The sequence below is a fragment of the Azospirillum sp. B2RO_4 genome, from assembly GCF_051124815.1.
Taxonomy (GTDB): domain Bacteria; phylum Pseudomonadota; class Alphaproteobacteria; order Azospirillales; family Azospirillaceae; genus Azospirillum.
In genome coordinates, this window is sequence record NZ_CP118492.1 from 217,861 (window position 1) to 240,981 (window position 23,121).

General features: G+C 71.1%; 9 protein-coding genes. 8 read left to right on the forward strand and 1 reads right to left on the reverse strand.

All coding sequences use genetic code 11. The annotated features are described in order from the left end of the window. Nucleotides 1-261: 261 nt before the first annotated feature. The 8 genes from PWS46_RS30610 (at nt 262) to PWS46_RS30645 (ending at nt 20,510) form a co-directional block, all read left to right on the forward strand. Nucleotides 262-1,293 carry a TauD/TfdA family dioxygenase gene (locus PWS46_RS30610; protein WP_434625804.1) on the forward strand — a complete coding sequence of 344 codons (1,032 nt, stop codon included), beginning with the start codon at nt 262-264 and terminating at the stop codon, nt 1,291-1,293. 10 nt (nt 1,294-1,303) lie between these two features. Next, nucleotides 1,304-10,036: an amino acid adenylation domain-containing protein gene (locus PWS46_RS30615; RefSeq protein ID WP_434625806.1), complete on the forward strand. Its 8,733-nt coding sequence runs from the start codon at nt 1,304-1,306 to the stop codon at nt 10,034-10,036. Then, a complete protein-coding gene (locus tag PWS46_RS30620; protein ID WP_434625807.1) occupies nt 10,036-12,987 on the forward strand; it encodes a non-ribosomal peptide synthetase in 2,952 nt (983 codons plus the stop codon). Before PWS46_RS30615 ends, PWS46_RS30620 begins: the two co-directional genes overlap by 1 nt. A 38-nt stretch (nt 12,988-13,025) precedes the next feature. Then, nucleotides 13,026-18,935: an amino acid adenylation domain-containing protein gene (locus tag PWS46_RS30625; protein WP_434625809.1), complete on the forward strand. Its 5,910-nt coding sequence runs from the start codon at nt 13,026-13,028 to the stop codon at nt 18,933-18,935. Nucleotides 18,936-19,046: 111 nt separating this feature from the next. Beyond that, a complete protein-coding gene (locus PWS46_RS30630) occupies nt 19,047-19,271 on the forward strand; it encodes an AbrB/MazE/SpoVT family DNA-binding domain-containing protein (RefSeq protein ID WP_434625811.1) in 225 nt (74 codons plus the stop codon). A 6-nt stretch (nt 19,272-19,277) separates the two neighbouring features. Beyond that, nucleotides 19,278-19,706, forward strand: coding sequence for a type II toxin-antitoxin system death-on-curing family toxin (locus PWS46_RS30635; RefSeq protein ID WP_085091419.1), 429 nt, complete (start codon nt 19,278-19,280; stop codon nt 19,704-19,706). Nucleotides 19,707-19,859: 153 nt separating this feature from the next. Continuing rightward, a complete protein-coding gene (locus tag PWS46_RS30640) occupies nt 19,860-20,096 on the forward strand; it encodes an AbrB/MazE/SpoVT family DNA-binding domain-containing protein (RefSeq protein WP_434625813.1) in 237 nt (78 codons plus the stop codon). Nucleotides 20,097-20,102: 6 nt separating this feature from the next. Continuing rightward, entirely contained in the window at nt 20,103-20,510 is a 408-nt protein-coding gene (locus PWS46_RS30645; protein WP_434625815.1) for a type II toxin-antitoxin system VapC family toxin, read from the forward strand. Here the strand turns inward: PWS46_RS30645 and PWS46_RS30650 are convergent. Then, nucleotides 20,488-23,118 carry a putative bifunctional diguanylate cyclase/phosphodiesterase gene (locus tag PWS46_RS30650; RefSeq protein WP_434625817.1) on the reverse strand — a complete coding sequence of 877 codons (2,631 nt, stop codon included), beginning with the start codon at nt 23,116-23,118 and terminating at the stop codon, nt 20,488-20,490. The two genes, PWS46_RS30645 and PWS46_RS30650, sit on opposite strands and share 23 nt — an antisense overlap. Nucleotides 23,119-23,121: the final 3 nt, after the last annotated feature.

Consider the following 23,121-nt stretch of genomic DNA (forward strand, 5'->3'; position numbering starts at 1 on the left):
GATTGATTCTCGTTTGCAAGTCGATTTGCAGTACGCTAACGTCCGTGCCGGCTGCAGGGCCCGGCGGGATTGCCCGCAAGATCTGTGTTGTTTGTCCGACCTCTGCGCCAAAGCCGTCCCAAGCACGGCGTAAAACCCGCTGCGATTGCTGCCCCACCTGCCGGCAGGAGCAACGCTCTGTCCCACTATGAGAACGATTCTCACTCGCAGTAAAGACGTTTCTGTCTCGACCTGCCCGCAATTGGACGGACCGATCACCCCATGGACCAACGCATTTTCGATCCAAGCCCGGCCGCAAGCCCTGAAACGCTGGCCGTGCAGCCGCTGCTTCCCGGCGCCGATCTGCCGCTGCTGGTGACGCCGAAGGACGGCGCGCTGGACGACGGTGGATGGCGGAATTTGCTGCCGGACATCCGCGCAGTGGTGCGCGACCGGCTGCCGGTTGCCGGGGGGCTGCTGTTCCGCGGTTTCGGGCTGCTTGGCGACGCCCCCTTCCGCGCCTTCGCCGAGAGCTTCGGCCGGCCGCTGCTCGATTATGATTTCGGCTCCACCCCGCGCTCCGCGGTGGACAAGGGCGTCTACACCTCCACCGAATATCCGGCCCACCAGACGATCCCGCTGCACAACGAGCAGGCCTATACCCTGCAGTGGCCGCAGACGATCTGGTTCCACTGCGTGACCGCCGCCGCCACCGGCGGGGCGACGCCGATCGCCGACAGCCGGCTGGTCGCCCGGCGCATCGACCCGGCGATCCGCGCCCGCTTCGCCGCCAAGCGCCTGATGTATGTGCGCAATTACGGGAACGGCCTCGACCTGCCCTGGCAGCGCGCCTTCAACACCGACAATCCGGCGGAGGTCGAGCGTTTCTGCCGCGCCAATGCCATCACCTGGGAGTGGACCGAGGACGGTGAACTGCGCACCCGCCAGATCTGCCAGGCGGTGGCCCGCCATCCGGTGACCGGCGAGGAGGTCTGGTTCAATCAGGCCCATCTGTTCCACGTCTCCAACCTGCCACCCGCGGTGCGCGACAGCCTGCTGGCGGTGGTGGAGGACGAGTCCGAGCTTCCCCGCCATGTCTTCTACGGCGACGGCACGCCCATCGAGGCCGAGGCGCTGGACCATATCCGCGCCGTTCTGGACGACTGCACCCGCAGTTTCCCCTGGCAGGAGGGGGACGTGATGATGCTCGACAACATGTTGGCGGCCCATGGGCGGGAGCCCTTCACAGGCAGGCGCAAGGTCGTGGTCGCCATGGCCGACCCGGTGCGCTCCCCCGACCTTCCCGCCGCCTGAGGACCCGGCCATGGACAGCATGACGATCATGCCCGCCGCGGTTCCGGCCGCGATTCCCGCCGGCGAGGAACAGCGCGCCCTGTGGACCGCCTGGCGTCTGGCGCCGGAGGATCCGGCCTACAACATGACCTATGCGGTGGAACTGGCGCCCGGCATCGACCCGCAGCGGCTGGCCGACGCCTTCGCCCAGGTCATCGCCGGGCACGAGGCGCTGTCCAGCCATTACCGCGAAGATGCCGACGGACGCCTCGTCATGGAACGGCGGCCCGGTTTCGTCGCCGATGTCGCCGTCCACACTGCCGAGGCGATGACGGACGCCGAGCGCCTGCGCTGGCTCGAACGGGAAGCCGACCTGCCGCTGCCGCTCGACCGAGCCGTCGCCTGCCGTGTGCGGCTGCTGGCGGAGCCGGACGGGCCGGTGCATCTGCTGGTCGTCCTGCACCACATCGCCGGCGATTACCTGTCCTTCGAGATCCTGTGCGAACAGGCCTTCACCGCCTACGAGGCACCGTCCGCCGCCGGTTTCGAGGCAGGCGGTCGCTACTTCGACTGGCTGGAACGGCAGCGAGCGCTGCAATCCGGCCCCGAAGCCGCGCGGCTGGACGCCTTCTGGCGCGGACTTGTGACGGACGCGACACCGCCGCCGGAGCTGCCGATTGACCGCATCGACCGTCCGGGCCCGCCGAATGAGACCGACCTTCGGCTCGATGCCGCCACAACGGCGCGCGTGCGCGCGGCGGCCGATAAGGCCGGCGTGGGAGTCTTCCCGCTGCTGACCACAGTCTTCCAGATCTTCCTGCATCGCTGGAGTGGCCAGGACCGCTTCACGATCGGAACGCCGGTGTCGGGACGGCAAGGCGCTGCCGACCGCGCGATGATCGGCTACACGCTGAACGCCTTGCCCTGGCCCGCCGACCTGTCCGGCAACCCCAGCGTCGCCGACCTCGCGCGCACCGCACAGCGGACGTTGAAGGCGCTGCTGCGCCACCGCCGCCTGCCGCTCGCCCGCATCACGGCGCTGACCGGCGACACCGGGCCGCTGTTCCGCCACATGACCACCTATGTCCCGGTGGGCGAGCGCGCCGCTGTCAACCGCGCCGTCCGGCGGGAGCTGTTCGCCCAGCAACGCGGCGCGGCGAACGAACTGAACCTGCGCTGGGTGGACGACGGCGAGCGGCTGACCGGCCAATGGCGCGCCGACCCGTCGGTGTTCGCACCGGAGACCTCCGCCCGCATGCGGCGCGGCTTCCTCGCGCTGCTCGACCGCGCACTTGCCGATCCCAACGCTCCCATCGCCGCCCTGGAGGCGGTCGCCGACGATGCCGACCGTTCGCTGCGCCGGGGACCAGCCGCCGGTGCGCCGCCCCCTGCCCTTGCGCTTTTCGAGGCCGCTGTCGCGCGTCATCCCGGCCGCGCGGCGGTGGAGGACGGCGACCGGACCCTGACCTACGCCGACCTCGACGCCGCGGCCGGCCTGCTGGCGGGGCGGCTGGCCGAATCCGGTGTGCGGCCGGGTGACCGCGTCGGACTGTGGCTGCCGCGCAGCGCAGTGCTGGCCGTCGGCATGATCGCCGCGTGGAAGGCGGGGGCGGCCTATCTCTGCCTGGACCCGGCGCTGCCCGACGCGCGCCTCGCTTTCCTGGCGACGGACAGCGGCGCGCGCGTCGTCGTGGGTCATGGCGCTGCGCCCAGCTGGCTCGGCGGGGCGGCATGGCTGGAGTTGGACGGTCGGTCGGACGAATCCGCCCCCACCGTCATCGTCCCGGCCAGCCCCGACCTGCCGGCCTACCTGATCTACACCTCCGGCTCCACCGGCACGCCCAAGGGGGTGGTGGTCACCCAGGGGAACCTTGCCCAGTATGCCCAGGGCGTGCTGGCGGCAATGGAGTTGCCGGAGGAGGCCACCCTTGCCACGCTGGCTTCGGTAACCGCCGACCTCGGCTACACCGCGTGGTTCGGGGCGCTGCTCGGCGGGCGCACCTTGCGGGTGATCGCGCCGGCGCTGGCCGACGACCCCGATGCGCTGGCCCGCCACTTCGCCGAACGGCCGGTCGACGCGCTGAAGATCGTGCCCTCGCACCTCGCCGCGCTGATGGCGGTGGCCGATCCGGCCCGGCTGCTGCCGCGCCGCTGCCTCGTCCTCGGCGGCGAGGCGCTGGAGGGCCGCTTCGTCGCCCGCCTCCGGGCGCTCGCCCCTGGATGCCAGATTCTGAACCATTATGGTCCGACCGAGACCACCGTCGGCTGCCTGACCGCCCCCGCCCCCCAAGACACCGGCGGTCCGGTTCCCATCGGTGCCCCGCTGGCCGGCGTGCATGCCGCGGTGCTGGACCGACACGGCGACCCGGTGCCCCTTGGCGTCGTCGGCGAACTCGCCATCGGCGGCAGCGGTGTCGCCGCCGGCTATCTCGGCCGGCCGGCGTTGACCGCGGAGCGCTTCGTGCCCGACCCGTGGCGCAGCGGCGGCCGGCTGTACCGCACCGGCGACCGCGTACGCCTCGCCGCCGCCGGCCTCTTGGAGTTCCTTGGCCGCGCCGACGATCAGGTGAAGATCCGCGGCTTCCGCGTCGAACTGGGCGAGGTCGAATCCTGGCTGCGCCGCCAGCCCGGCGTGGTGGAGGCGGCGGTCCTCGCCCGTCCGGTGACCTCTGGCGGCGGGTCCGGCTTGCGCCTGACGGCCTTCGTCGCCCCGGCGACGCTCGACGGCGACGCCCTGCGAAGCGCCATGACCGCCGCCCTGCCGGACGCGATGGTGCCATCGGCACTGCATGTCCTGCCGGCGCTGCCCCGCCTGCCGAACGGCAAGATCGACCGCAAGTCGCTGCCGGACGACGAAACCGCCGCTCCGCCTGCCCCGTCGGCCGGCCGCCCCCTGACGGATGCCGAGCGGACGCTCGCCGCCATCTGGGCGGAGGTGCTGGGACGCCCGTCGGTCGGGGTCGAGGAAGACTTCTTCGCCATCGGTGGCGATTCGATCCTGGCGCTCCAGGTCATCGCCAAGGCGCGGCCGAAGGGCCTCGCCCTGAAGCCGAAACTGTTCTTCCAGAAGCGCTCCATTGCCTCTATCGCCGCCGCCATCCCACGGCCTAAGACTCCGGCCGAGGGCAAGCCCGCCCCGGTGGAATCCGCTCCCTTCGCCCTGAGCGGCCTCGACGCCGATGCGGTGGCGGCGCTGCGCGCCGAACGTCCGGGGCTGGAGGACGCTTATCCGCTGTCGTCGCTGCAGCAGGGACTGCTGTTCCACGGCCTGATCGACCCTGCCGGCGGCGCCTACGTCAACCAACTGGTGATCGAGGCGGAAGGCCCCTTCGACGCCGACGCCTTCACCGATGCCTGGCACGACGCCGTCGCCGCCAACCCTATCCTGCGGACATCCTTCCGCTGGGAGGGGGTGGACCGCCCCCTCCAGCTGGTGGAGCGCACCGCCACGCTCCCCGTCACCCATCGCGACTGGAGCGACCTGCCCGACGACGGCCGCGAGGCGGCCCTTGCCGCCTTCCTGGCGGAGGACCGGGCGCGCGGCTTCGTGCTGGACCGGGCTCCGCTCATGCGGCTTGCGCTGATCCGCTGTGGCAATGGGCGCTGGTGGCTTCTGTGGAGCCGCCATCATCTCGTGGTCGACGGCTGGTGTTCGATCCTGCTGGTGGACGAGGTTCTGGAACGTTATCGCGCCCGTTTGGCGAACGAGTCTCCGGCTCTGCCCGCCCGCCGCCCGTTCCGCGACCACATCGCCTGGGTCCTGCACCAGGACGACCGCAGCGCCGCCGGCTTCTGGCGGAGTTTCCTCGCCGGCGTGGAGGGCGCCACCCCGCTGCCGATGGTGGCACCGGCGCCCGAGACCGGCAGTGCGGTTCCGCTCAGCCACTCCCTCCTGCTGGACGAGGCGGAAACCATCCGTCTGGCCGCCGCGGCCCGCGGGCTGGGCGTGACCCTGAACACGCTGGTGCAGGGCGCCTGGGGCCTCGTTCTGGCTGCCCGTTCGGGACGCGACGACGTGCTGTTCGGCGTCACCTCCTCCGGCCGGCCGGCCGAGCTGGAGGGGGCGGAGCATATGCTGGGCGTCTTCATCAACACGCTGCCGCTGCGGGTGCGCGTGCCCGGCCAGCGCCGCCTCGGTGATTACCTGCGCGGCATCCAGGCCGACAATGCCGCGATGCGCGAGCATGAACACAGCGCCCTTGCCGACATCCAGGCACAGGCCGGCGTCGGGCCGCTGTTCGACACGCTGCTGGTCTTCCAGAATCTGCCGATGCTGGAAGGACGGCGGCGGCGCGTCGGTGCGCTCGACCTGCGCCAGCGCGACAATGTGGAGCGCACGCACTACGCCCTCACCGTCGAGGTGTTCCCCGGTGACCGGCTCGCGGTCGCCATCGACGCCGATGGCCGCCGGATCGACGCCGCCACCCTCGCCCGGATCGCCGACGGTTTCCGCGCCGCCCTGCTGTTGCTGACCCGCGGTGCCGGAACCCCGTTGGCCGCGCTGCCGCGGATGGGCGAGGCGGAGGCGAAGACGTTGCGGGGCTGGGGCGTCGGCGCGGCCTCCCCTCGCCTGTCGCCGGACTGGGTAGAGCGGGTCGCCGCCCGCGTCGAGGCCCATCCGGACCGCATCGCCGCGCGGTGCGAGGGCGCCAGCCTGACTTATGGCGAGCTTTGGCGGCGTTCGGAACGGCTGGCCCGCGGCCTAGTTGCGGCGGGCCTCCGTCCCGACGAACCGGTGGCCCTGCTCGCCCCCCGCGGCCTGGACCTGCTGTGCCTGATGGTGGCGGTGTTGCGGGCCGGGGGCGCGTGGCTGCCGCTCGATCCCGCCCATCCGCCGGCCCGCTGGGCCCAGGTGATGGAGCAGGCCGGCCATCCGCTGCTGATCCGTGACGAGGCGGTCGCTTGCGACCTGCCCGCCCTCACCACCGCCGATCTGCTGGCCCGCGCCGGGGAGGGCCGCTTGCCGGCGATGCCGCTCCGCGGCGACCAGCGCGCCTATGTGCTGTTCACCTCCGGCTCCACCGGGACGCCCAAGGGGGCGATGGTCACCCGCGACGGCATGCTGAACAACATGCTGGCGAAGGTCGATCCGCTGCAACTCGGCGAAGGGGACGTCATCGCCCAGACCGCCCCCTCCTGCTTCGACATTTCGGTCTGGCAGACCCTGACCGCGCCGCTCCTGGGTGCGGTGGTGGAGATCGTGCCGGACAGCGTGGTGCGCGACCCCGACGCCCTGCTCGACCGGCTGGGGCAGGCGGGTGTCACCCTGTTCGAGCCGGTGCCGTCGCTGATGCGCACCCTGGCGGAGACGCGCGATGCCGGCGGGTGCCCACGGCCGCTGCCGGCGCTGCGCTGGGTCCTGCCGACGGGAGAGGCGCTGTCCGCCGCCGATGCCGGGGCGTGGTTCGACGCCTATCCCGCCATCCCGCTGATGAACGCCTACGGCCCGGCCGAGTGCGCCGACGACGTCGCCTTCCATCCGCTGCACGCGGCACCGGCCCCCGGCTCCACCATTCCCATCGGCCGGCCGACCGCCGGTGCGGAGCTGCGCATCGTCGATGGCGACCTCGCCGCGGTCCCGGTTGGAACGGTCGGCGAGATCGCCATCGGCGGCATTGGGGTCGGCCGCGGTTATCTGGGCGACCCGCGCCGGACAGCATTGTCCTTCATTCCCGACCCGGACGGCGCTCCGGGCGCCCGGCTCTACCGCACCGGCGATCTCGGCCGCTGGGCAACGCAGGGCGTCATCGAATGGGCCGGGCGCGGCGACTTCCAGATGAAGCTGCGCGGCTTCCGCATCGAGGCCGGCGAGGTCGAGGCGACGTTGGAACGCCATCCGGCCGTCCGCCGCGCCGTCGTCCAGGTCCGCGCCGACCATCTGACCGCATGGTGGGAACCGGCCGATAGTTTAGTCGAAGTCCTGGCTGAAACCCTTGCCGCCCATGCAGCTGAAACGCTGCCGCCCTACATGGTGCCGACCCGCTGGGTCCGCATGACCGCCTGGCCGCGCAACGCGAACGGCAAGCTCGACCGCAAGGCATTGCCCGATGCCGAGGCCGCATCTTCCGCCGTGGCGGACGAGCCGCCGGCCACCGAAACCGAACGCCGGCTCGCGCTGCTCTGGCAGGAGCTGCTGCCGGGAAGCGACATCGGCCGCAACGCCGACTTCTTCGCCCTTGGCGGTCATTCCCTGCTCGCCGCCCGCCTGATCGCCCGGCTGCGCCGCGACGGATGGCCCGGCCTGCCCCTGCGCACAGTGTTCGAGGCTTCGGAACTCCACGCCCTCGCCGCCCGGCTCGACGCCCTGGCCGGCAAGGGAGACGACGACACCCCGCCGCTGCGTCCGGCGGAGCGGCGGGAGGCGATGCCGCTGTCCCCGGCCCAGCAGCGCCTGTGGCTGGTCGACCGCCTGTCGGGCGACGGCACCGCCTATCTGATGGCGGCACGACTGGACCTTTCCGGCGACCTCGACGCCGCGGCGCTGGAAACGGCCCTCAACGCCGTTGTCGCCCGTCACGAGATTCTGCGCACCGCCTATCCGGAGCGCGACGAGGAACCCGCCGCCGTCGCAGCCGTAGCCCTGTCGATCCCGCTGCCGCTGGAGGATCTGTCCGGGCTGCCACCGGAAGAACGGGAGTCCTGCGCCCGGGCGCGGGAAGAGGAGCACGCGCGCCCCCCCTTCGACCTCGCGGCCGGCCCGCTGCTGCGCGCCCGTCTCCTGCGGATGGACGAGCGCAGCCACCGGCTGCTGTTCGCCATGCACCACATGATCGCCGACGGCTGGTCGGTCGGTGTCCTGTGCCGCGACCTCGCCACCGCCTACCGCGCGGCACGGGCGGGCTGGGCTCCCGACTGGCCGCCGCTGCCGGTGCAATATGCGGATTACGCGGTTTGGCAACGCAGCCTGTTGTCAGGCGAACGTCTGGCGCGCGAGACCGCCTTCTGGCGCGACCACCTTGCCGGGGCGCCCACCGCTCTCGCCCTGCCGACCGACCGGCCGCGCCCGGCCATCGCCTCGACGCGCGGCGACTCCCTGCGCCTGCGCCTTGATGCGGGCCTGTTGGCCCGGGTGGAGGATTGGGCGCGCCGCCGCGGCGCCACGCCCTTCATGGCCCTGCTCGCCGCCTTCAATGCCATGCTGCATCGGGAAACCGGCGCCGCCGACCTGCTGGTCGGCACCGACACCGCCGGCCGGCCGGATCGCGCGCTTGAAGGGCTGATCGGCTTCTTCGTCAATGTCGTGCCGCTGCGCTCCCGCCTGGAGCCTGGGGTCAGTTTCGACGCGCTGCTCGACCGCACCCGGCAGACGGCCCTCGACGCCTTCGAGCATGACGCCCTACCCTTCGACCGCATCGTCGAAGCGGTCGGGGTGCCGCGCGACCGCGGGCGCAACCCGCTGGTCCAGGTCCTGTTCGTGCTGCAGAACGTACCCGGCGAGCCGCTGGAACTGCCGGACCTCGTAATCGCCGAAGCCCCGCCCGCCGAACGCCAGTCGAAGTTCGACATGGCTCTGTTCCTTGAACCGATGGCCGGCGGTATGGCCGCCGACTGGGTGTTCGCCAGTTCCCTGTTCGATTCCGCGACCGTGCGCCGGTTCCACGACGCCTGGGTCGGGCTGCTGGAACGCGCGATCGCCGACCCGTCCCAGCCCATCCTTCCCCCATCCCCCGCCCCTTCTGCCGGTCAGGAGTTCCCCCCCATGGACCAGACCCGGCGCGCCAGCGCCAAGCTCTCCCGTCTCGGCGGGCCTGCGGCCCCCTGCCGTCCGGCCCGGTTGCAAGCAGGCGATCCCATCCGCCGCTCGTTCCTGACACCGGGCTCGGATTTCCCGATCATGCTGGAACCGGCGGCCCCCGACCTCGACCCGGTCGCCTGGGCTGAGGGCAACCGCGGGCTGATCGACGATCTGCTGCTGCGCCACGGCGCCATCCTGTTCCGCGGTTTCGCCCTGCCCGATCCGCAGGCCTTCGAATGTTTCGCCGAGGCGATGGAGCCGGGTGGGCTGTTCGGTTCCTACGGCGACCTGCCGAAGAAGGAGGGCGGGCGCAATACCTACCGGTCCACGCCGTATCCTGAGCGGCAGATGATCCTCTACCACAACGAAAGCAGCCATCTGGACCGCTGGCCGCGCAAGCAGTGGTTCTTCGCCGAGCAGGTGGCGCCGGTCGGCGGCTGCACCCCCATCGTCGACTGCCGCCGGATGCTGACCCACCTGCCGGACGCTCTGGTGGCGACGCTGGAAACGCGCGGGCTGCTCTATGTCCGCACCTTCACGCCGCGTCTCGACGTCGATTGGCGCGACTTCTTCAAGACCGACGACCGCGCGGCGGTGGAGGCCCACTGCGCCGCCGGCGGGATCGACCTGCGCTGGCTCGATCCCGACACGCCGCAGACCCGGACCCGTTGCCCGGCGGTGATCCGCCATCCGCTGAGCGGCGAGCGCAGTTTCTTCAACCAGATGCAACTCCACCACCCCGCCTGCCTGGAAGCAGAGGTGCGATCCGACCTGCTGGAAATGGCCGGCATGGAGCGCTTCCCCCGCAACGTCCTGTTCGGCGACGGCGGGACCATCCCTGATGAGACCATGGCCCTGATCGGTGAGGCGTACGAGGCCTGTGCGGTGCGCTTCCAGTGGCAGCGCGGCGATGTGGTGATGGTGGACAACATGCTGACCGCCCACGCCCGCGATCCGTTCGAGGGGCCGCGCCGCATCGTGGTGGCCATGGGCGCCATCGTCGAACGCCGGGCCATGGAGGTGCTGTGATGGACGAGTCGACCGCCCTGACGTCGCGCCAGCGCGACATCCTCGACGCCATCGCCAACGGCGCTCCCGACGGTTCGCCGCTGGAATTAGTCATCGATCTGGACGGCCCGCTCGCCCCCGACCAGCTGCGCCGGGCGGTGGAGGAGGCCGCCGCGACCTTCGACGCGCTCCGCACGGCACTGCTGCCCGTGCCGGGCTTCCGCACCCCGCGGCAGGTCGTCGGTGCCGAGTCTCCGGTCGCATGGACGGAGACCGACGGCGAGGCGGCCATGCCGCTTGATCCCGCCACCGGGCGGGTCTTCCGCGCGCAGCTGTCGCGGCAAGGGGCCGAAGGCGCTACTCTGACCCTGGCGGTCTCGCCGCTGGTCTGCGACCGCGGCGGACTGGCCCGGCTCGCCTCCGCCATCGCCGACCTCTATGCCGGCAGGACGCCCGCCACCGGAATCGGTCTTGCCCGTTTCACCGCATGGCGGGAGGAACTGGACGCGTCGGACGATGCGGCCCACGCACGCGCCTATTGGGCCGGGTTGGGGCTGGAAGCCCTGACCGACCCGCGGCTCCCCGGCCCGGCAGCGGTCGTACCGGGAACCAGCACCGCCACCCGCAGCATCCCGCCGCAAACCGCTGCCGGGCTCTCCAGCCTCGGTCAGCCTGTCGATGCCGTGCTGCAGGCCGCGTGGTGGTTGCTGATCGGGCGCATCACCGGTGAGGAGGCGTTCCGCGGCCTGTGGATCAACGACCCGCGCCGCGACTACGACATGCTCGCCGACGGTGTCGGCGCCTTCGAGGACGCACTGCCACTTGCCCTGAACTTGCACGGCGACGAAGCCGTCGACAGGCTGCTCGCCCGCGTCGCGTCGATGATGGACGCCCACCGCGACGCGCAGGAACAGCGCCCCGACGGCGTCCTGTCGCCCGGCGCGGTGGCCTTCGCCCTGACGGAAGCTCCGGAATCCATCACCGCCGGCGGCCTGCGCTGGACGCCGCGGGACTGGCCGGCGCCGCAACCGGCCGGCGCCCTCACCCTGGAGGTGACGATGGCCGGCGGCATGCCTGCGGGCATCGCCCTGCACGCCGACCCCACCCGCATCGCCTCCGCCGCCGTCGAGGCGCTGGCCGACCAGTATCTCGCCGCGCTGGCGGCTATTCCCGGCCATCGCGCCGGCCGCGTCGCCGATCTGCCGCTGCTGGCGGAGCGCGACCTTCGCTGCCATGCGGCTCTCACCGGCCCTGAACCCGTCGCAGCGCCGACCATTCCCTCCCTGCTGTCGGGCCTCGCCGCCAGCCATCCCGACGCCCCGGCGCTGCAGGACGGCACACGCTGGTGGACCTATCGCGAACTTGATGGACTGGTCGGGCGTCTGGCCCACCATCTGCACCGCGACGGGGTCGGGTCCGGACAGCGCGTGGCGCTGGTCCTGCCCCGCTCCGCCGAACTGGTCATCGCCCTGCATGCGGTGATGCGGGCCGGAGGTGCCTATGTGCCGGTCGATCCGGACTGGCCCGAAGCGCGCCGCGCCGCGGTGATCGCGGCAGCCGCCCCGTGCCGGGTGCTGGAGTCCGCCGATGTGGCCGCCCTCCTGGCACAGCCGGCGCCCGAAGCCGCATTGCCCGCCGTCACCGCGCGGGATGCCGCGTACGTGCTGTTCACCTCCGGCTCCACCGGCACGCCGAAAGGCGTGGTGATCGAGCATGGGCAGCTTGCCGCCTATGTAGCGGCGGCAGGCACGGCGCTCGACCTCGGCGTCTGCCGCCGTTTCGCCCTGACCTCCACCGTCGCCGCCGATCTCGGCAACACCACGCTGTTCGGGGTGCTGGCCGCCGGCGGCTGCCTCGTGGTGGCTGACGAGGCGACGATGACCGACGGTGCCGCCTTCGCCGGCTTCATCGCCGACGAGGCCATCGATTGCGTGAAGATCGTGCCGTCCCATCTGGCGGCCCTGATCGACACGCCGTCCCCGGCGCTTCCCGGCACGCTCATCCTCGGCGGCGAGCCCACCGGCCGGCCGCTGCTGCAGGCCATCCGCGCCGCGGCCCCCCGCTGCCGCGTCTTCAACCATTACGGCCCGACCGAGACGACCGTCGGCGTGATGGTCCACGCGCTGGCGCCGGAAAGCCCGCTGCCGGAGCGGCTGCCGCTCGACCGCGTGCTGGCGGGAAGCCGGGTGCGGCTGCTCGACCCGGCGGGACGGCCGGTGCCGATCGGTGCCGTCGGCGAACTCGTGGTCGGCGGTGCCCAGGTCGCCCGCGGCTATCTCGGCCGCCCGGACGATCCGGCTTTCCGCGCCGATCCGGAATGCGACGGAGAGCGGCTGTACCGCACCGGCGACCTTGCCCGACTGCTGCCGGAGGGCGGCCTCCAACTGGTCGGCCGCGCCGACGATCAGGTCAAGATCCGCGGCTTCCGCGTCGAACCGGCGGAGATCGAAGCCGCGATCCTCGCCCTGCCCGGCGTCGCCCAGGCGGCGGTGAAGATCTGGGGCGAAGGACGGCTGGTCGGCTATGCCGTTCCGTCCGCCGGGGCCACGCTCGATCCGGTCGCGCTGAGGGAGGAACTGCGGCACCGTCTGCCCGACGCCATGGTCCCGGCGGCGCTGCTGCCGCTCGACCGTCTGCCGCGGCTCGGCAACGGCAAGATCGACCGGGCCGCCCTCCCGGAGACGGCCCGCTCCACCGCCGGAGCGGAGGAGGATGCGGCACCGCTGGAAACGCTCATCGCCGGGCTGTTCGCCAACCTGCTGGAACGCGACCGGGTCGGCTTGGCCGAGAACCTGTTCGACCTCGGCGGCCATTCGCTGCTGGTGATCAAGCTGGTGTCGCGCCTGCGCAAGCGGCTGGGCGTGGAGGTGCCGCCGGGCATCGTCTTCGACCACCCGACCCCCGCCGGTCTCGCCCGCGCGCTCCGCGCGGAAGAGACCGAACCGGGGCAACTCGACCGGGCCGCCGCCTGACGGCTCCCCCCCTTTCACGACACGGACGGTTCCGGTTCATGGCCGACACGCTCGCCCCCACCCTGCACGACATCGCGCTTGGCTTCGCCCGCCTGCCGACGGAACGGCGGCGCGCCTTCCTCGACGCGCTCCGGGCACGCGGCATCGCCTTTTCCCGGCTGCCGGTGCCCGGCCGCGCCGATCCGTCGGCACCGGCGCCGGCCTCCCCCGCGCAACGCCGCCTGTGGACCCTGCACCGGCTCGATCCCGCATCGGCCACCTATCACATGCCGGGGGTGTTCCGGTTACGCGGCACGCTCGATGCGGCGGCACTGGAGGCCGCGCTGAACGCCGTCGCCGAGCGGCACGACATCCTGCGCACCGTCTACCGGGAAGACGGCGACAACCGGCTGTGGACGGTCACGCTGCCGACCCGGCCGTTCCGTCTCGGCCGGCACGACCTGTCCGACCGACCAAGCGATGCGCAAAGCCTCGCCGAACAGCTTGCCGCCGCCCCCTTCGACCTGGAGCGGGCGGAGCCCTGGCGCGCCGACCTGCTGCGCATCGCGCCTGACGACCATTGGCTGGTGGTCACGCTGCACCATATCGCCGCCGACGGCGCCAGCATCGGGCTGCTGATGGCCGATGTCGCGGCGGCCTACCGGGCGGCCCGCCAAGGCCGTCCCCCAGACCTTCCTCGCCTGCCGGCCCAGTATGCCGACATCGCCGTCTGGCAGGCGGCATGGCTCGACGCCGGCGAGGCGGAGCGGCAATCCGCCTTCTGGCGCAACACGCTGTCCGGCGCACCGGCCCGCCTGAGCCTGCCCGGCAGCGAGGGTGACGGCCGCGCCGAAGGGGGCGGTGAATGCGGCGAGCAGACCGCCGTCCTGTCCCCTGAGCTTTGCGACCGGCTGAAGGGGCTGGCCGGCGGCGAAGGCTGCACACCCTTCGTGCTGCTGCTGGCCGCCTATGCCCTGCTGCTGGGTCGGTTGAGCGGACAGGACGACCTGATCGTCGGCATCCCCGTTGCCGGCCGTCGGCAGCCGGAGGCGGAGCGGCCGATCGGCTGCTTCGTCAACACCCTGCCGCTGCGCCTGCGCATCATGCCGTCCCTGCCCTTCCGGCAGTGGCTGCGCGTCGTCGCCCGACTGGTGGCCGACGCCCAGGACAACCAGGATCTTCCCCTCGATGCCATTCTCGAAGCTGGCCGGCCGGAGCAGGGCGCAGGCCCGGCGGTTCAGGTCATGTTCGACCATAGCCCGGAGCCCACGGCCTTCAACCGGCTCGATGGGCTGGAGGTGGAACCGCTGGAGCTGCCGGTTCGCACCGCCAAGTTCGACCTCGCTCTCGCCGGCAGCGAGCGCCCCGACGGCTCTGTCCTCGTCCGCCTCGCCCATCGTGGCGCGACCGATCCGGCGGCGCGTATCATGAAACGCTGGCAGCGCCTGTTGACCCAGGTCGCCGCCGATCCCGATCGATCGCTGCGCGCCTTCGACCCGCGCAGCGAGGAAGAGACCGGCGCGATTGCCGACTGGTCCCGCGACCCGGACTGGTCCGGAGCGACGCCCGATCCGGTGCCGGTCCTGCTCGCCCGTCTCGCCGCGGAACGGCCGGACGCCCCCGCCATCCTGTTCGGCGACGACGTGCTCGGCCGCGGCGAACTGGACCGCCGCGCCAACCGTCTCGCCCACCGGCTGATCGCACTGGGCGCCGGGCCGGAGCGGCGTATCGGCGTCTGCCTGCCCCGTTCGCCCGAGCTGATCGTCGCCTTTCTGGCGGTGCTGAAGTCCGGTGCCGCCTTCGTGCCGCTCGACCCCACCCACCCGGCCGAGCGGCAGCATGCCATCCGCGACGCCGCCGGCCTGTCGCTGCTGATCGCAGCCACCCCGCTGGACGGCGTGACGACCGTCTCCCCACAGGATGCCGCCGGGGAGCCCGATCATGCTCCCGGCGTGGCGATCCACCCGCGCAGCCTCGCCTATGTCATCCACACCTCCGGCTCCACCGGGACGCCGAAAGGCGTGGCGGTGGAGCACGGCCCGCTCGCCATGCATTGCGTCGCCACCGCCGCCGTCTACGACATGGGACCGGACAGCCGGGAGCTGCATTTCCTGTCCTTCACCTTTGACGGCGCGCACGAGCGCTGGATGACCGCCCTGACGGCCGGCGGCGCCATTCTGCTGCGCGACGACAGCCTGTGGACCGCCGAACAGACCTACGACGCCATCCGCCGCCATCGCCTGACCCATGCCGGCTTCCCGCCCAAATACCTGCAGCAGCTGGCATCCTGGGCAGAACAGCAGGGCGGTGAGCCGCCGCCGGTCCAGCTCTATTCCTTCGGCGGGGAGGCGATGCCGCGCGCCGGGCTGGAGCGGCTGTTCCGCAGCCTGCGTCCCCGCCACGCCATCAACGGCTATGGCCCGACCGAGACGGTGGTGACGCCGCTGGTGTGGAAGGGCGACGGCAGCAGCCTGCCCGATTCCCCCTACGTGCCGATCGGCCGGCCGGTCGGCGACCGCAACGCCCACATCCTCGACGACGACCTGAACCCGCTGCCGATCGGCGTCACCGGCGAGCTGTGGATCGGCGGCGGCGGGCTTGCCCGCGGCTATCTCGGCCGGCCGGCGGCGACGGCCGAGCGGTTCATCCCCAATCCGTTCGGCAGTCCCGGCGCCCGCCTGTACCGCACCGGCGACCTCGCCCGCTGGCGCGAGGATGGAACCGTCGAGTTCCTCGGCCGGCGAGACCATCAGGTCAAGCTGCGCGGCTTCCGCATCGAGTTGGGCGAGATCGAGGCCCATCTCGCCGCCGAGCCCGGCGTGCGCGAGGCGGTGGTGATCGCCCAGGAAACCGGCGGCATCACCCGGCTCGTCGGCTATCTGGTGCCGGCTGCCGGCCATCGTCCCGACACGGCCACGGTGGCCGCGTCACTGGCCGGGCGCCTGCCCGCCCATATGGTGCCGGCGCGGCTGATGGTGCTGGATGCGATCCCGGTCACGCCGACCGGCAAGCTCGACCGCGCCGCCCTGCCGGCGCCGCGCTGGGAATCGGACGCGCAGGCCGCCCCCTCGACCCCGGTCGAGGAACTGCTGGTCCAACTGTGGCGGGAGGCGCTGAACGCCGAACGGATCGGCGTCACCGACAATTTCTTCGAGATCGGCGGCGATTCCATCATCGCCCTGCAGATCGTCGCCCGCGCCCGCGCCGCCGGCCTGCGCATCACGCCCAAGCAGTTGCTGGAACGCCAGACCATCGCGGCCCTGGCCCTGGTGGCGGAGGACGCGGTGCCGCCCGTGGCCGTCGCCGAGCCTCCCGCCGGCCCCTCGCCACTGGCGCCGATCCAGTCCTGGTTCTTCGACCAGCCGATCCCCAACCGCAACCGCTGGAACCAGTCGGTCCTGCTCGCCGCGACGACACCGGTGGACCCCAGCCGACTGGCGGCGGCACTCGCCATGGTCGCCGGCCGGCATCCCGCATTGCGCCTGCGCTTCACCCAAGAGGCGGGTGGCGGCTGGACGCAGACCCATGCCGACGGGCCGGCCACCATCCCGCTGGAAGAGGCGACGGCCGCCGACGATGCCGACGTCACGCGGCTGTGCGACGAGTTGCAAGGCGCCCTCGATCTCGCGCGGGGGCCGCTGATGCGGGCGCTGCTGATCCGCAAGGCCGACGGCGGACAGCGGCTGTTCCTGGTCGCCCATCATCTGGTGGTCGACGGCGTTTCCTGGCGCATCCTGCTGGAGGAACTGGCGGCGGCCCTGCAGGGCCCCTGCATGCTAGACAGGCTCCCGGCCGCCGGCACGCCCTTCGCCCTGTGGACGCGGCGGCTGGCCGAAACGGTTCCGGACTTCCTAGGGCAGTTGGACCACTGGCGTGCCGCGCTGGACACGCCGCCCTTGCCGACCGCCGGCCCGCTTTCGCTCAACACGCGGCGCCATGCCGTCACCCACAGCCTGCGGCTCGACCGCGCGGAGACCCACCGACTGCTGACCGAGGCGCCGGCCGCCTACCGCACCCGCATCGACACCCTTCTTCTCACCGCCGTCGCCCTTGCGGCCACCCGCCGCTTCGCGCGCGACGCCCTGACCGTCCATGTCGAAGGGCACGGGCGCGATGCCCTGTTTCCGGACATCGACATCGGCCGGACGGTCGGCTGGTTCACCAGCGTCTATCCCGTCCGTCTTGCGCCGCCCGCTTCCTGCGACGGCGCCATCCGCCACGTCAAGGAGGCTCTGCGCGCGGTGCCCGATGGCGGCATCGGCTTCAACCTGCTGCGCCATCTGGGACCGCCGGCGGCCCGCGCCGCCCTGTCTGGGACGCCGACGGCCATCTCCTTCAACTATCTGGGCCGGTTCGATGCCGCGGATGACGCGCCCTGGTACCCGGCCCCGGAGAAGTGCGGCGCCGGCACCGATCCCGATGCGCCGCTGGGCGCCCTGATCTCCATCGACGGACAGGTGATGGCCGGTGAACTGGTCCTGCATGCCCGTACCAGCCTCGCCCTCTTCCCCGACGGGATGATCGCCGGCCTGATGAAGGATGTCCGGTCCACATTGGCGGAGTTGGCCGCCCACTGCGCCGGTGTCGAGGCGGGTCAGGCGACCCCGTCCGATTTCCCGCTCGTCTCCCTGAGCCAAGCGCAGATCGATGCCCAGCCGGTGCCTGCCCCCGCCATCGCCGACATCCTGCCGCTGACCCCCATGCAGGCGGCGATGCTGCATCACGGCCTCGCCAACCCGCGGTCCCAGGCCTACACCGTCCAGGTCTGGGCGGTCATCGACGGGTTGGACGCCGATCGGCTGGCGGCGGTGTGGCGCACGGTGATCGCCCGTCACGACGTGCTGCGCGGCGCCCTGGTGTGCGACGGAGTCGACGAGCCGGTCATGGTCGTGCGCAAGACCGCGGAGCTACCGTTCATCGTTCTGGATTGGCAGGGCGAACCCGATCCAGGTGCATCGTGGCAGCACCTGTGTGATGACGAGTACCGCCGCGGCTTCGATTTCGCCGAGGCGCCCCTGATGCGGGTCGTGCTGGCCCGCACCGGCCCTTCCACCCACCGTTTCCTGTGGACCTGGCACCATGCGCTGCTCGACGGCTGGAGCATGTCGCGCCTGCTGGGCGAGATTCTGCGGCTTTACGATGGTGAAACGGTGCCCCCACCGGCAGTGCAGGTCCGCGATCTGGTCGCCTGGACCAGGGAACGCAGCCGGGCACAGGATCGCGCCGCCGCGCATGCCCACTGGCAGGCGTGTCTCGCCGCCCTGCCGGCGCCCACCCGCCTGACCGCCATCCTGCCGCCTCCGGAGAAACCCGGGCCGGACGGGGCAGAGGAGCGCATCATCGACGAGGCGGCGGTGCAGCAACTCCAGCGCTTCGCCAGCGCCCGGAAGGTGACGCTGAACACGCTGATCCAGGCCGGCTGGCTGCGGCTTCTCGCCCGGCTGTGCGGACAGAAGACGGTTGGCTTAGGCGCCGTCATGTCCGGCCGGTCTGTCGAGATGCCGGGAATCGATCAGGTGACCGGCCTGCTGGTGGGCGTCCTGCCGCTGGTCCATGGGGTAATCGAAGCCGGCACCTACGAAGATGACCGGGAGGGCGACTGGCTTCGCGGGCTGCTGGCCGCCAACATCGCCGCGCGACAGCACGAGCATGCGCCGCCGCCTGCCCTTCAATGCTGGATCGACCCGGCCTCCGCCCCCTTCGACAGCATCATGATTTTCGAGAATTATCCGGTCGACGACGCCCTGCGGCAGAGCGAACGCGCTACCCTGTCCTTTCGCGATGTCGGCAACCGCGGTCGGATGAGCTATCCGCTGACCCTGGTGGTGGTCCCACGCGACACGCTGGTCCTGCGGCTGGAATATGCCGGCGCCCTGTTCCGACCACGCGATGCGGCGGCATTGGTCGACGGGTTGGTCCGCGAAGTGGAGAATCTGGCTCTTTCGGATTTGGCTCCGTGCCTGGACTGACGGCGGAGGAAGCCCGTTGGGCGGAGGCCAAATCCTGTGTGACGGCAAGCCATTGGTCTTGACGTAATGACGGCCGTCATTACATGATGCATCGATTGTGAGGAGGCATTCATGCACACCACAAAGCTAACCAGGATCGGAAACTCCACGGGTCTCACGTTGCCGCGTGAGGTGCTGACGGCGGCTGGCCTTGACCGTGGCGATGAGGTGGCCGTCGAAGTGCGTGACGGGCGGATCGAAATTGCCAAGGCTGACGATACGTACAACCATGCCATGGATGTCGGCCGACGCTTTGCCGCGCGCTACCGCCGCACCATGGATATTCTGTCCAAGTAATCTCCTATGGACGAACCCACCATCCAGGGCCGTCCTTACGTCAATCCGCCGCTCCAGGCGGTGCTCGACCTCCATGGCGAACTTCTGGTTGAGCATGGCGGAGCACCCGGAATCCGCGACCTGGGAGCGCTGGAGGCATCGTTGGCACGGCCGTTCCAACTCATGGCCTATGGTGACGGGCGGCTGACCATCTTCGACCTCGCCGCCGCGGTCTGCGCCAGCGTCTGCCGCAATCATCCCTTCGTGGACGGCAACAAGCGTGCGGCTTTCATCGCTCTAGGCCTTGTACTCGGTCTCAATGGGTTTGAACTGGATGCCTCGGAACGTGAGGCTGCCGACATCATTCTTGCGCTTGCCGCCGGTACGATGACCGAGGATTCGTTCCGCGACTGGGTGGCCGACCATGCCTACGACATCGGAACGCCGGATTTTTAAGCCACCGCCAATCCGAGGCGGTGGCAGGCAACGGCGTCTCGGCCCCTTCGGCGACTTCCGGGATGTATTGGAAGCCCAGCCCGCTTCTCTTGCGGAACCCTCTGGACCGCGCTAAGTAATACCCGGAAAGACGATGGTATTACCGAGGCGGCCATGGCCACGACGCTCACCACCAAGGGGCAAGTCACCATTCCCAAGCCCATCCGCGACCGCCTCGGCATCGGGCCCGGCAGTGCCGTGGAATTCGAGGTTGCGGAGGACGGGCGCGTCATTCTGAGACCGGCGGATCGGACGCTTCCGGCAAGGAGCCGGTTCGAGCGTCTGCGTGGCCGTGCCACCGCGGGCCTGAGCACCGACCAGATCATGGCGTTGACGCGGGGCGAGGACTGACCGCCGATGACCCTGGTCGACACCAATGTCCTGCTCGATCTGGTGACGAACGATCCGGTGTGGGCGGACTGGTCCATCCGGCAGTTGGACAGTGCCGCCGTCAGGGGACCGTTGATCATCAACGACGTGGTCTATGCCGAACTGTCGGTGGGCTTCGACCGGATCGAGGACCTCGACGAACTGCTTGGCGAGGCCGGGATCGCCATGGACGAGATCCCGCGCGAAGCCTTGTTCCTGGCGGGGAAGGCGTTTCGCCGCTATCGCAACGCGGGCGGCGCCCGTTCGGGTGTGCTGCCGGATTTCTTCATCGGCGCCCATGCCGCCGTGCTCGGGCTGCCGCTGCTGACCCGAGATGCCAAACGCTACCGGTCTTATTTTCCGTCCGTCGTTCTTATGGCGCCGGAAGCGCAGTAGAGCCGGCAGCCGACAGCAGCGCCTCGGCATCGGCGACGGACAGCGGCCGGGCGAACAGGTAGCCCTGAGCATAGTCGCAGCCGACCCGGGTGACGACCTCCCGCTCCGCCTCGGTCTCAATCCCTTCGGCGACGACCTCCAGCCCGATGCGGTGGGCCAGTTCAACGATGCCGCGCAGCAGCGATTCCTGCCTGGGATCGGTGCCGAGCGCGCTGATGAAGCTCTTGTCGATCTTCAGCACGTCGAAGGGCAAACGGCTGAGCTGCGACAGCGAGGAGTAGCCGGTGCCGAAATCGTCCATGCACAGCGCCACCCCAAGCGCATGGAAGCGCTCCAGAATGGCGCGGGCCTGATCGTGGTCGGTGACGATCATGCTCTCCGTCACCTCGATCTTCAGCCCGTCGGTGCGGCCATCGGCCAGGAAGGCGAGCATGTCGTCGACATAGCGTTCGTCCAGCATCTGGCGCGCCGACAAATTGACGTTGACGGTCAGGCCGGCCCCTCCCGCCGTCCGGCGCCAGCGGGCGAGCTGATCCACCGCCCGTTCCAGCACATGGCGGCCGAGCGGCAGGATCTGGCCCGTTTCCTCGGCGATGGGGATGAATTGCGCCGGACTGACGAAGCCGAGGTCGGGGTGACGCCAGCGCACCAGGGCTTCGAAGCCGGCAAGCCGAGCGTCGGGCAGCGACAGGATGGGCTGGTAGACCAGGAAGATGTCGCCGGCCTCCAGCGCCGGGGTCAGATCGCGTTCCAGGCGGCTGCGGATCAGGATCGCCTCGCGCAGGGAGGCGTCGAACAGCACGGTGCGCCCCTTGCCGTGTTCCTTGGCACGGTAGAGCGCGATGTCGGCGTCACGCAGCAGGCTGTCCGGATCGTCGCTGGTGCCGTCATCGACCGCCAGACCGATGCTGAGCCCGACCCGCAGTTCCATGCCGCCGGCCGGGAGCGGGCTTTGGAAGGCGGTCTCCAGCGCTTGTGCACGGGCAATCGCCGCCTCGCGGCCGGCGGGGACCGTCACGACGAATTCGTCGCCGCCCAACCGGGCGACGAACTCCCCCGGCTCCAGCAGGGCGGCGATCCGCTCCGCCGTCGCCACCAGCACGCGGTCGCCGACGGCATGGCCGAGACTGTCGTTGACCAGCTTGAAGCCGTCGAGATCGAGGAACAGCAGCGCCAGATCGCTCCGCTCGCCGTCCTTCGCCGCCTGCCGGTCGCGCAGCCAGCGGACCAGATACGCGCGGTTGGGCAGGCCGGTCAGGAAATCGTGGGTGGCTTGATGGACCAGCCGCGCCTCGTAGGATTTGCGGTCGCTGATGTCGGCTGCGGAGCCGGCCAGCCGCGCCACCCGGCCGTCCGGACCCGCGGCGACGATGCCGTGCAGGTGGAGCCAGCCGGTGCCGTGCTGCAGCACCCCGCCCTCTTCCCCGGCACTTGGCGGCAGGACGCGGAACTCCACGTCGAAGCTGGCGCCGTCCGCCCCCTGTTCGCCCTGGCGGATCGCCGAGAGCACGGCGTGCCGGTCTTCGGGATGGACGTGAGCCAGCAAAGCGGCAAGGCCGGGTTCGCCGCCGGCGGCCGGGAGATGAAGCATCTGGCGCAGGCGGGGCGACAGGAACAGGTCGCCGCTGTCCAGATCCCAATCCCACAGGCCGTCGTTGGTGGCGGCGGCAGCCATGGCATAGCGGCGCTCGCTCTCACCCAGCCGGCGGCTCTTCTCCTCTATGGCGGCGAACAGGCCGCGCAGGGCGACCCGGCTGTCCTCCAGGCTGCGGCCGAGCAGGCCCAGCTCGTCGTGGCTGAAGCCGCCATCCGCCCTGCCCGCCTTGCCCCGACCCTGGAACGGGCGGTCGAGGTCGCGGCGGGCCAGCCGGCGGGCATCCTCCACCAGACGGCCGAGCGGGCCGACGATGCGGCTGCGGGTGAACCACACCGCGGCGCCGGCCAGCCCCAGGACCAGCACGGCGATGATGCCGCCGCCGACCGCCATCAGCCGCTGCAGGGCTTCGATGTCGTCCAGCGTGGCGGCGGTCAGACGGGCACGCTGCGCGCTCAGATGGCTGTTCAGCGCCGCCAGCCCCTTCACCGCGTCGCGGCGGCAGGCGTCGAAGGCGTCCGCCGGGATGGCCGCCGCCGGATCCTCCATCTGCACCTGGATGGCGTCGAGGAAGGCGGCGATTGCGGCGATGGCCCGTGCCTCGCTCTCGCTGGGGGTGACGATGTCGCGGTAGATCTCCAGATTGGCGCGCGACAGGCCAAGCGCTCGGTCCAGTGCCGCATGGTCGGAGGCGCCGCTGCCCGCCCCCTCGCGGTAACGATCGATGACGCCGCCGAGGCCGAGATGCCCGCGCAGTTCCGACAGCGCGTCGGATTTGGTCGCGGCCTGCAGGTCATAGTCGCGCCAGCCTTCGGCCACCGCGCCCATGCCCTGCATCAACTGCAGCCCGACCGCCAGCATCACCGCCAGACAGACGACCAGCGCCGCCGCCAGAAGCAGCGCCGAACGCGCGATGGTCAGGGTCCGTCGGCCCGAGCCTGTGACTGAACCGGCAGTGGCTTGGGATAACGTGCCGGCGGTGGCCCCGGTGTCCTCGCTGACGATGTCGCTCACGCC

Coding starts and splice junctions, on each gene's coding strand:
- PWS46_RS30610 (WP_434625804.1), top strand. CDS start 262: ATGGACCAACGCATTTTCGATCCAAGCCCGGCCGCAAGCCCTGAAACG.
- PWS46_RS30615 (WP_434625806.1), top strand. CDS start 1,304: ATGGACAGCATGACGATCATGCCCGCCGCGGTTCCGGCCGCGATTCCC.
- PWS46_RS30620 (WP_434625807.1), top strand. CDS start 10,036: ATGGACGAGTCGACCGCCCTGACGTCGCGCCAGCGCGACATCCTCGAC.
- PWS46_RS30625 (WP_434625809.1), top strand. CDS start 13,026: ATGGCCGACACGCTCGCCCCCACCCTGCACGACATCGCGCTTGGCTTC.
- PWS46_RS30630 (WP_434625811.1), top strand. CDS start 19,047: ATGCACACCACAAAGCTAACCAGGATCGGAAACTCCACGGGTCTCACG.
- PWS46_RS30635 (WP_085091419.1), top strand. CDS start 19,278: ATGGACGAACCCACCATCCAGGGCCGTCCTTACGTCAATCCGCCGCTC.
- PWS46_RS30640 (WP_434625813.1), top strand. CDS start 19,860: ATGGCCACGACGCTCACCACCAAGGGGCAAGTCACCATTCCCAAGCCC.
- PWS46_RS30645 (WP_434625815.1), top strand. CDS start 20,103: ATGACCCTGGTCGACACCAATGTCCTGCTCGATCTGGTGACGAACGAT.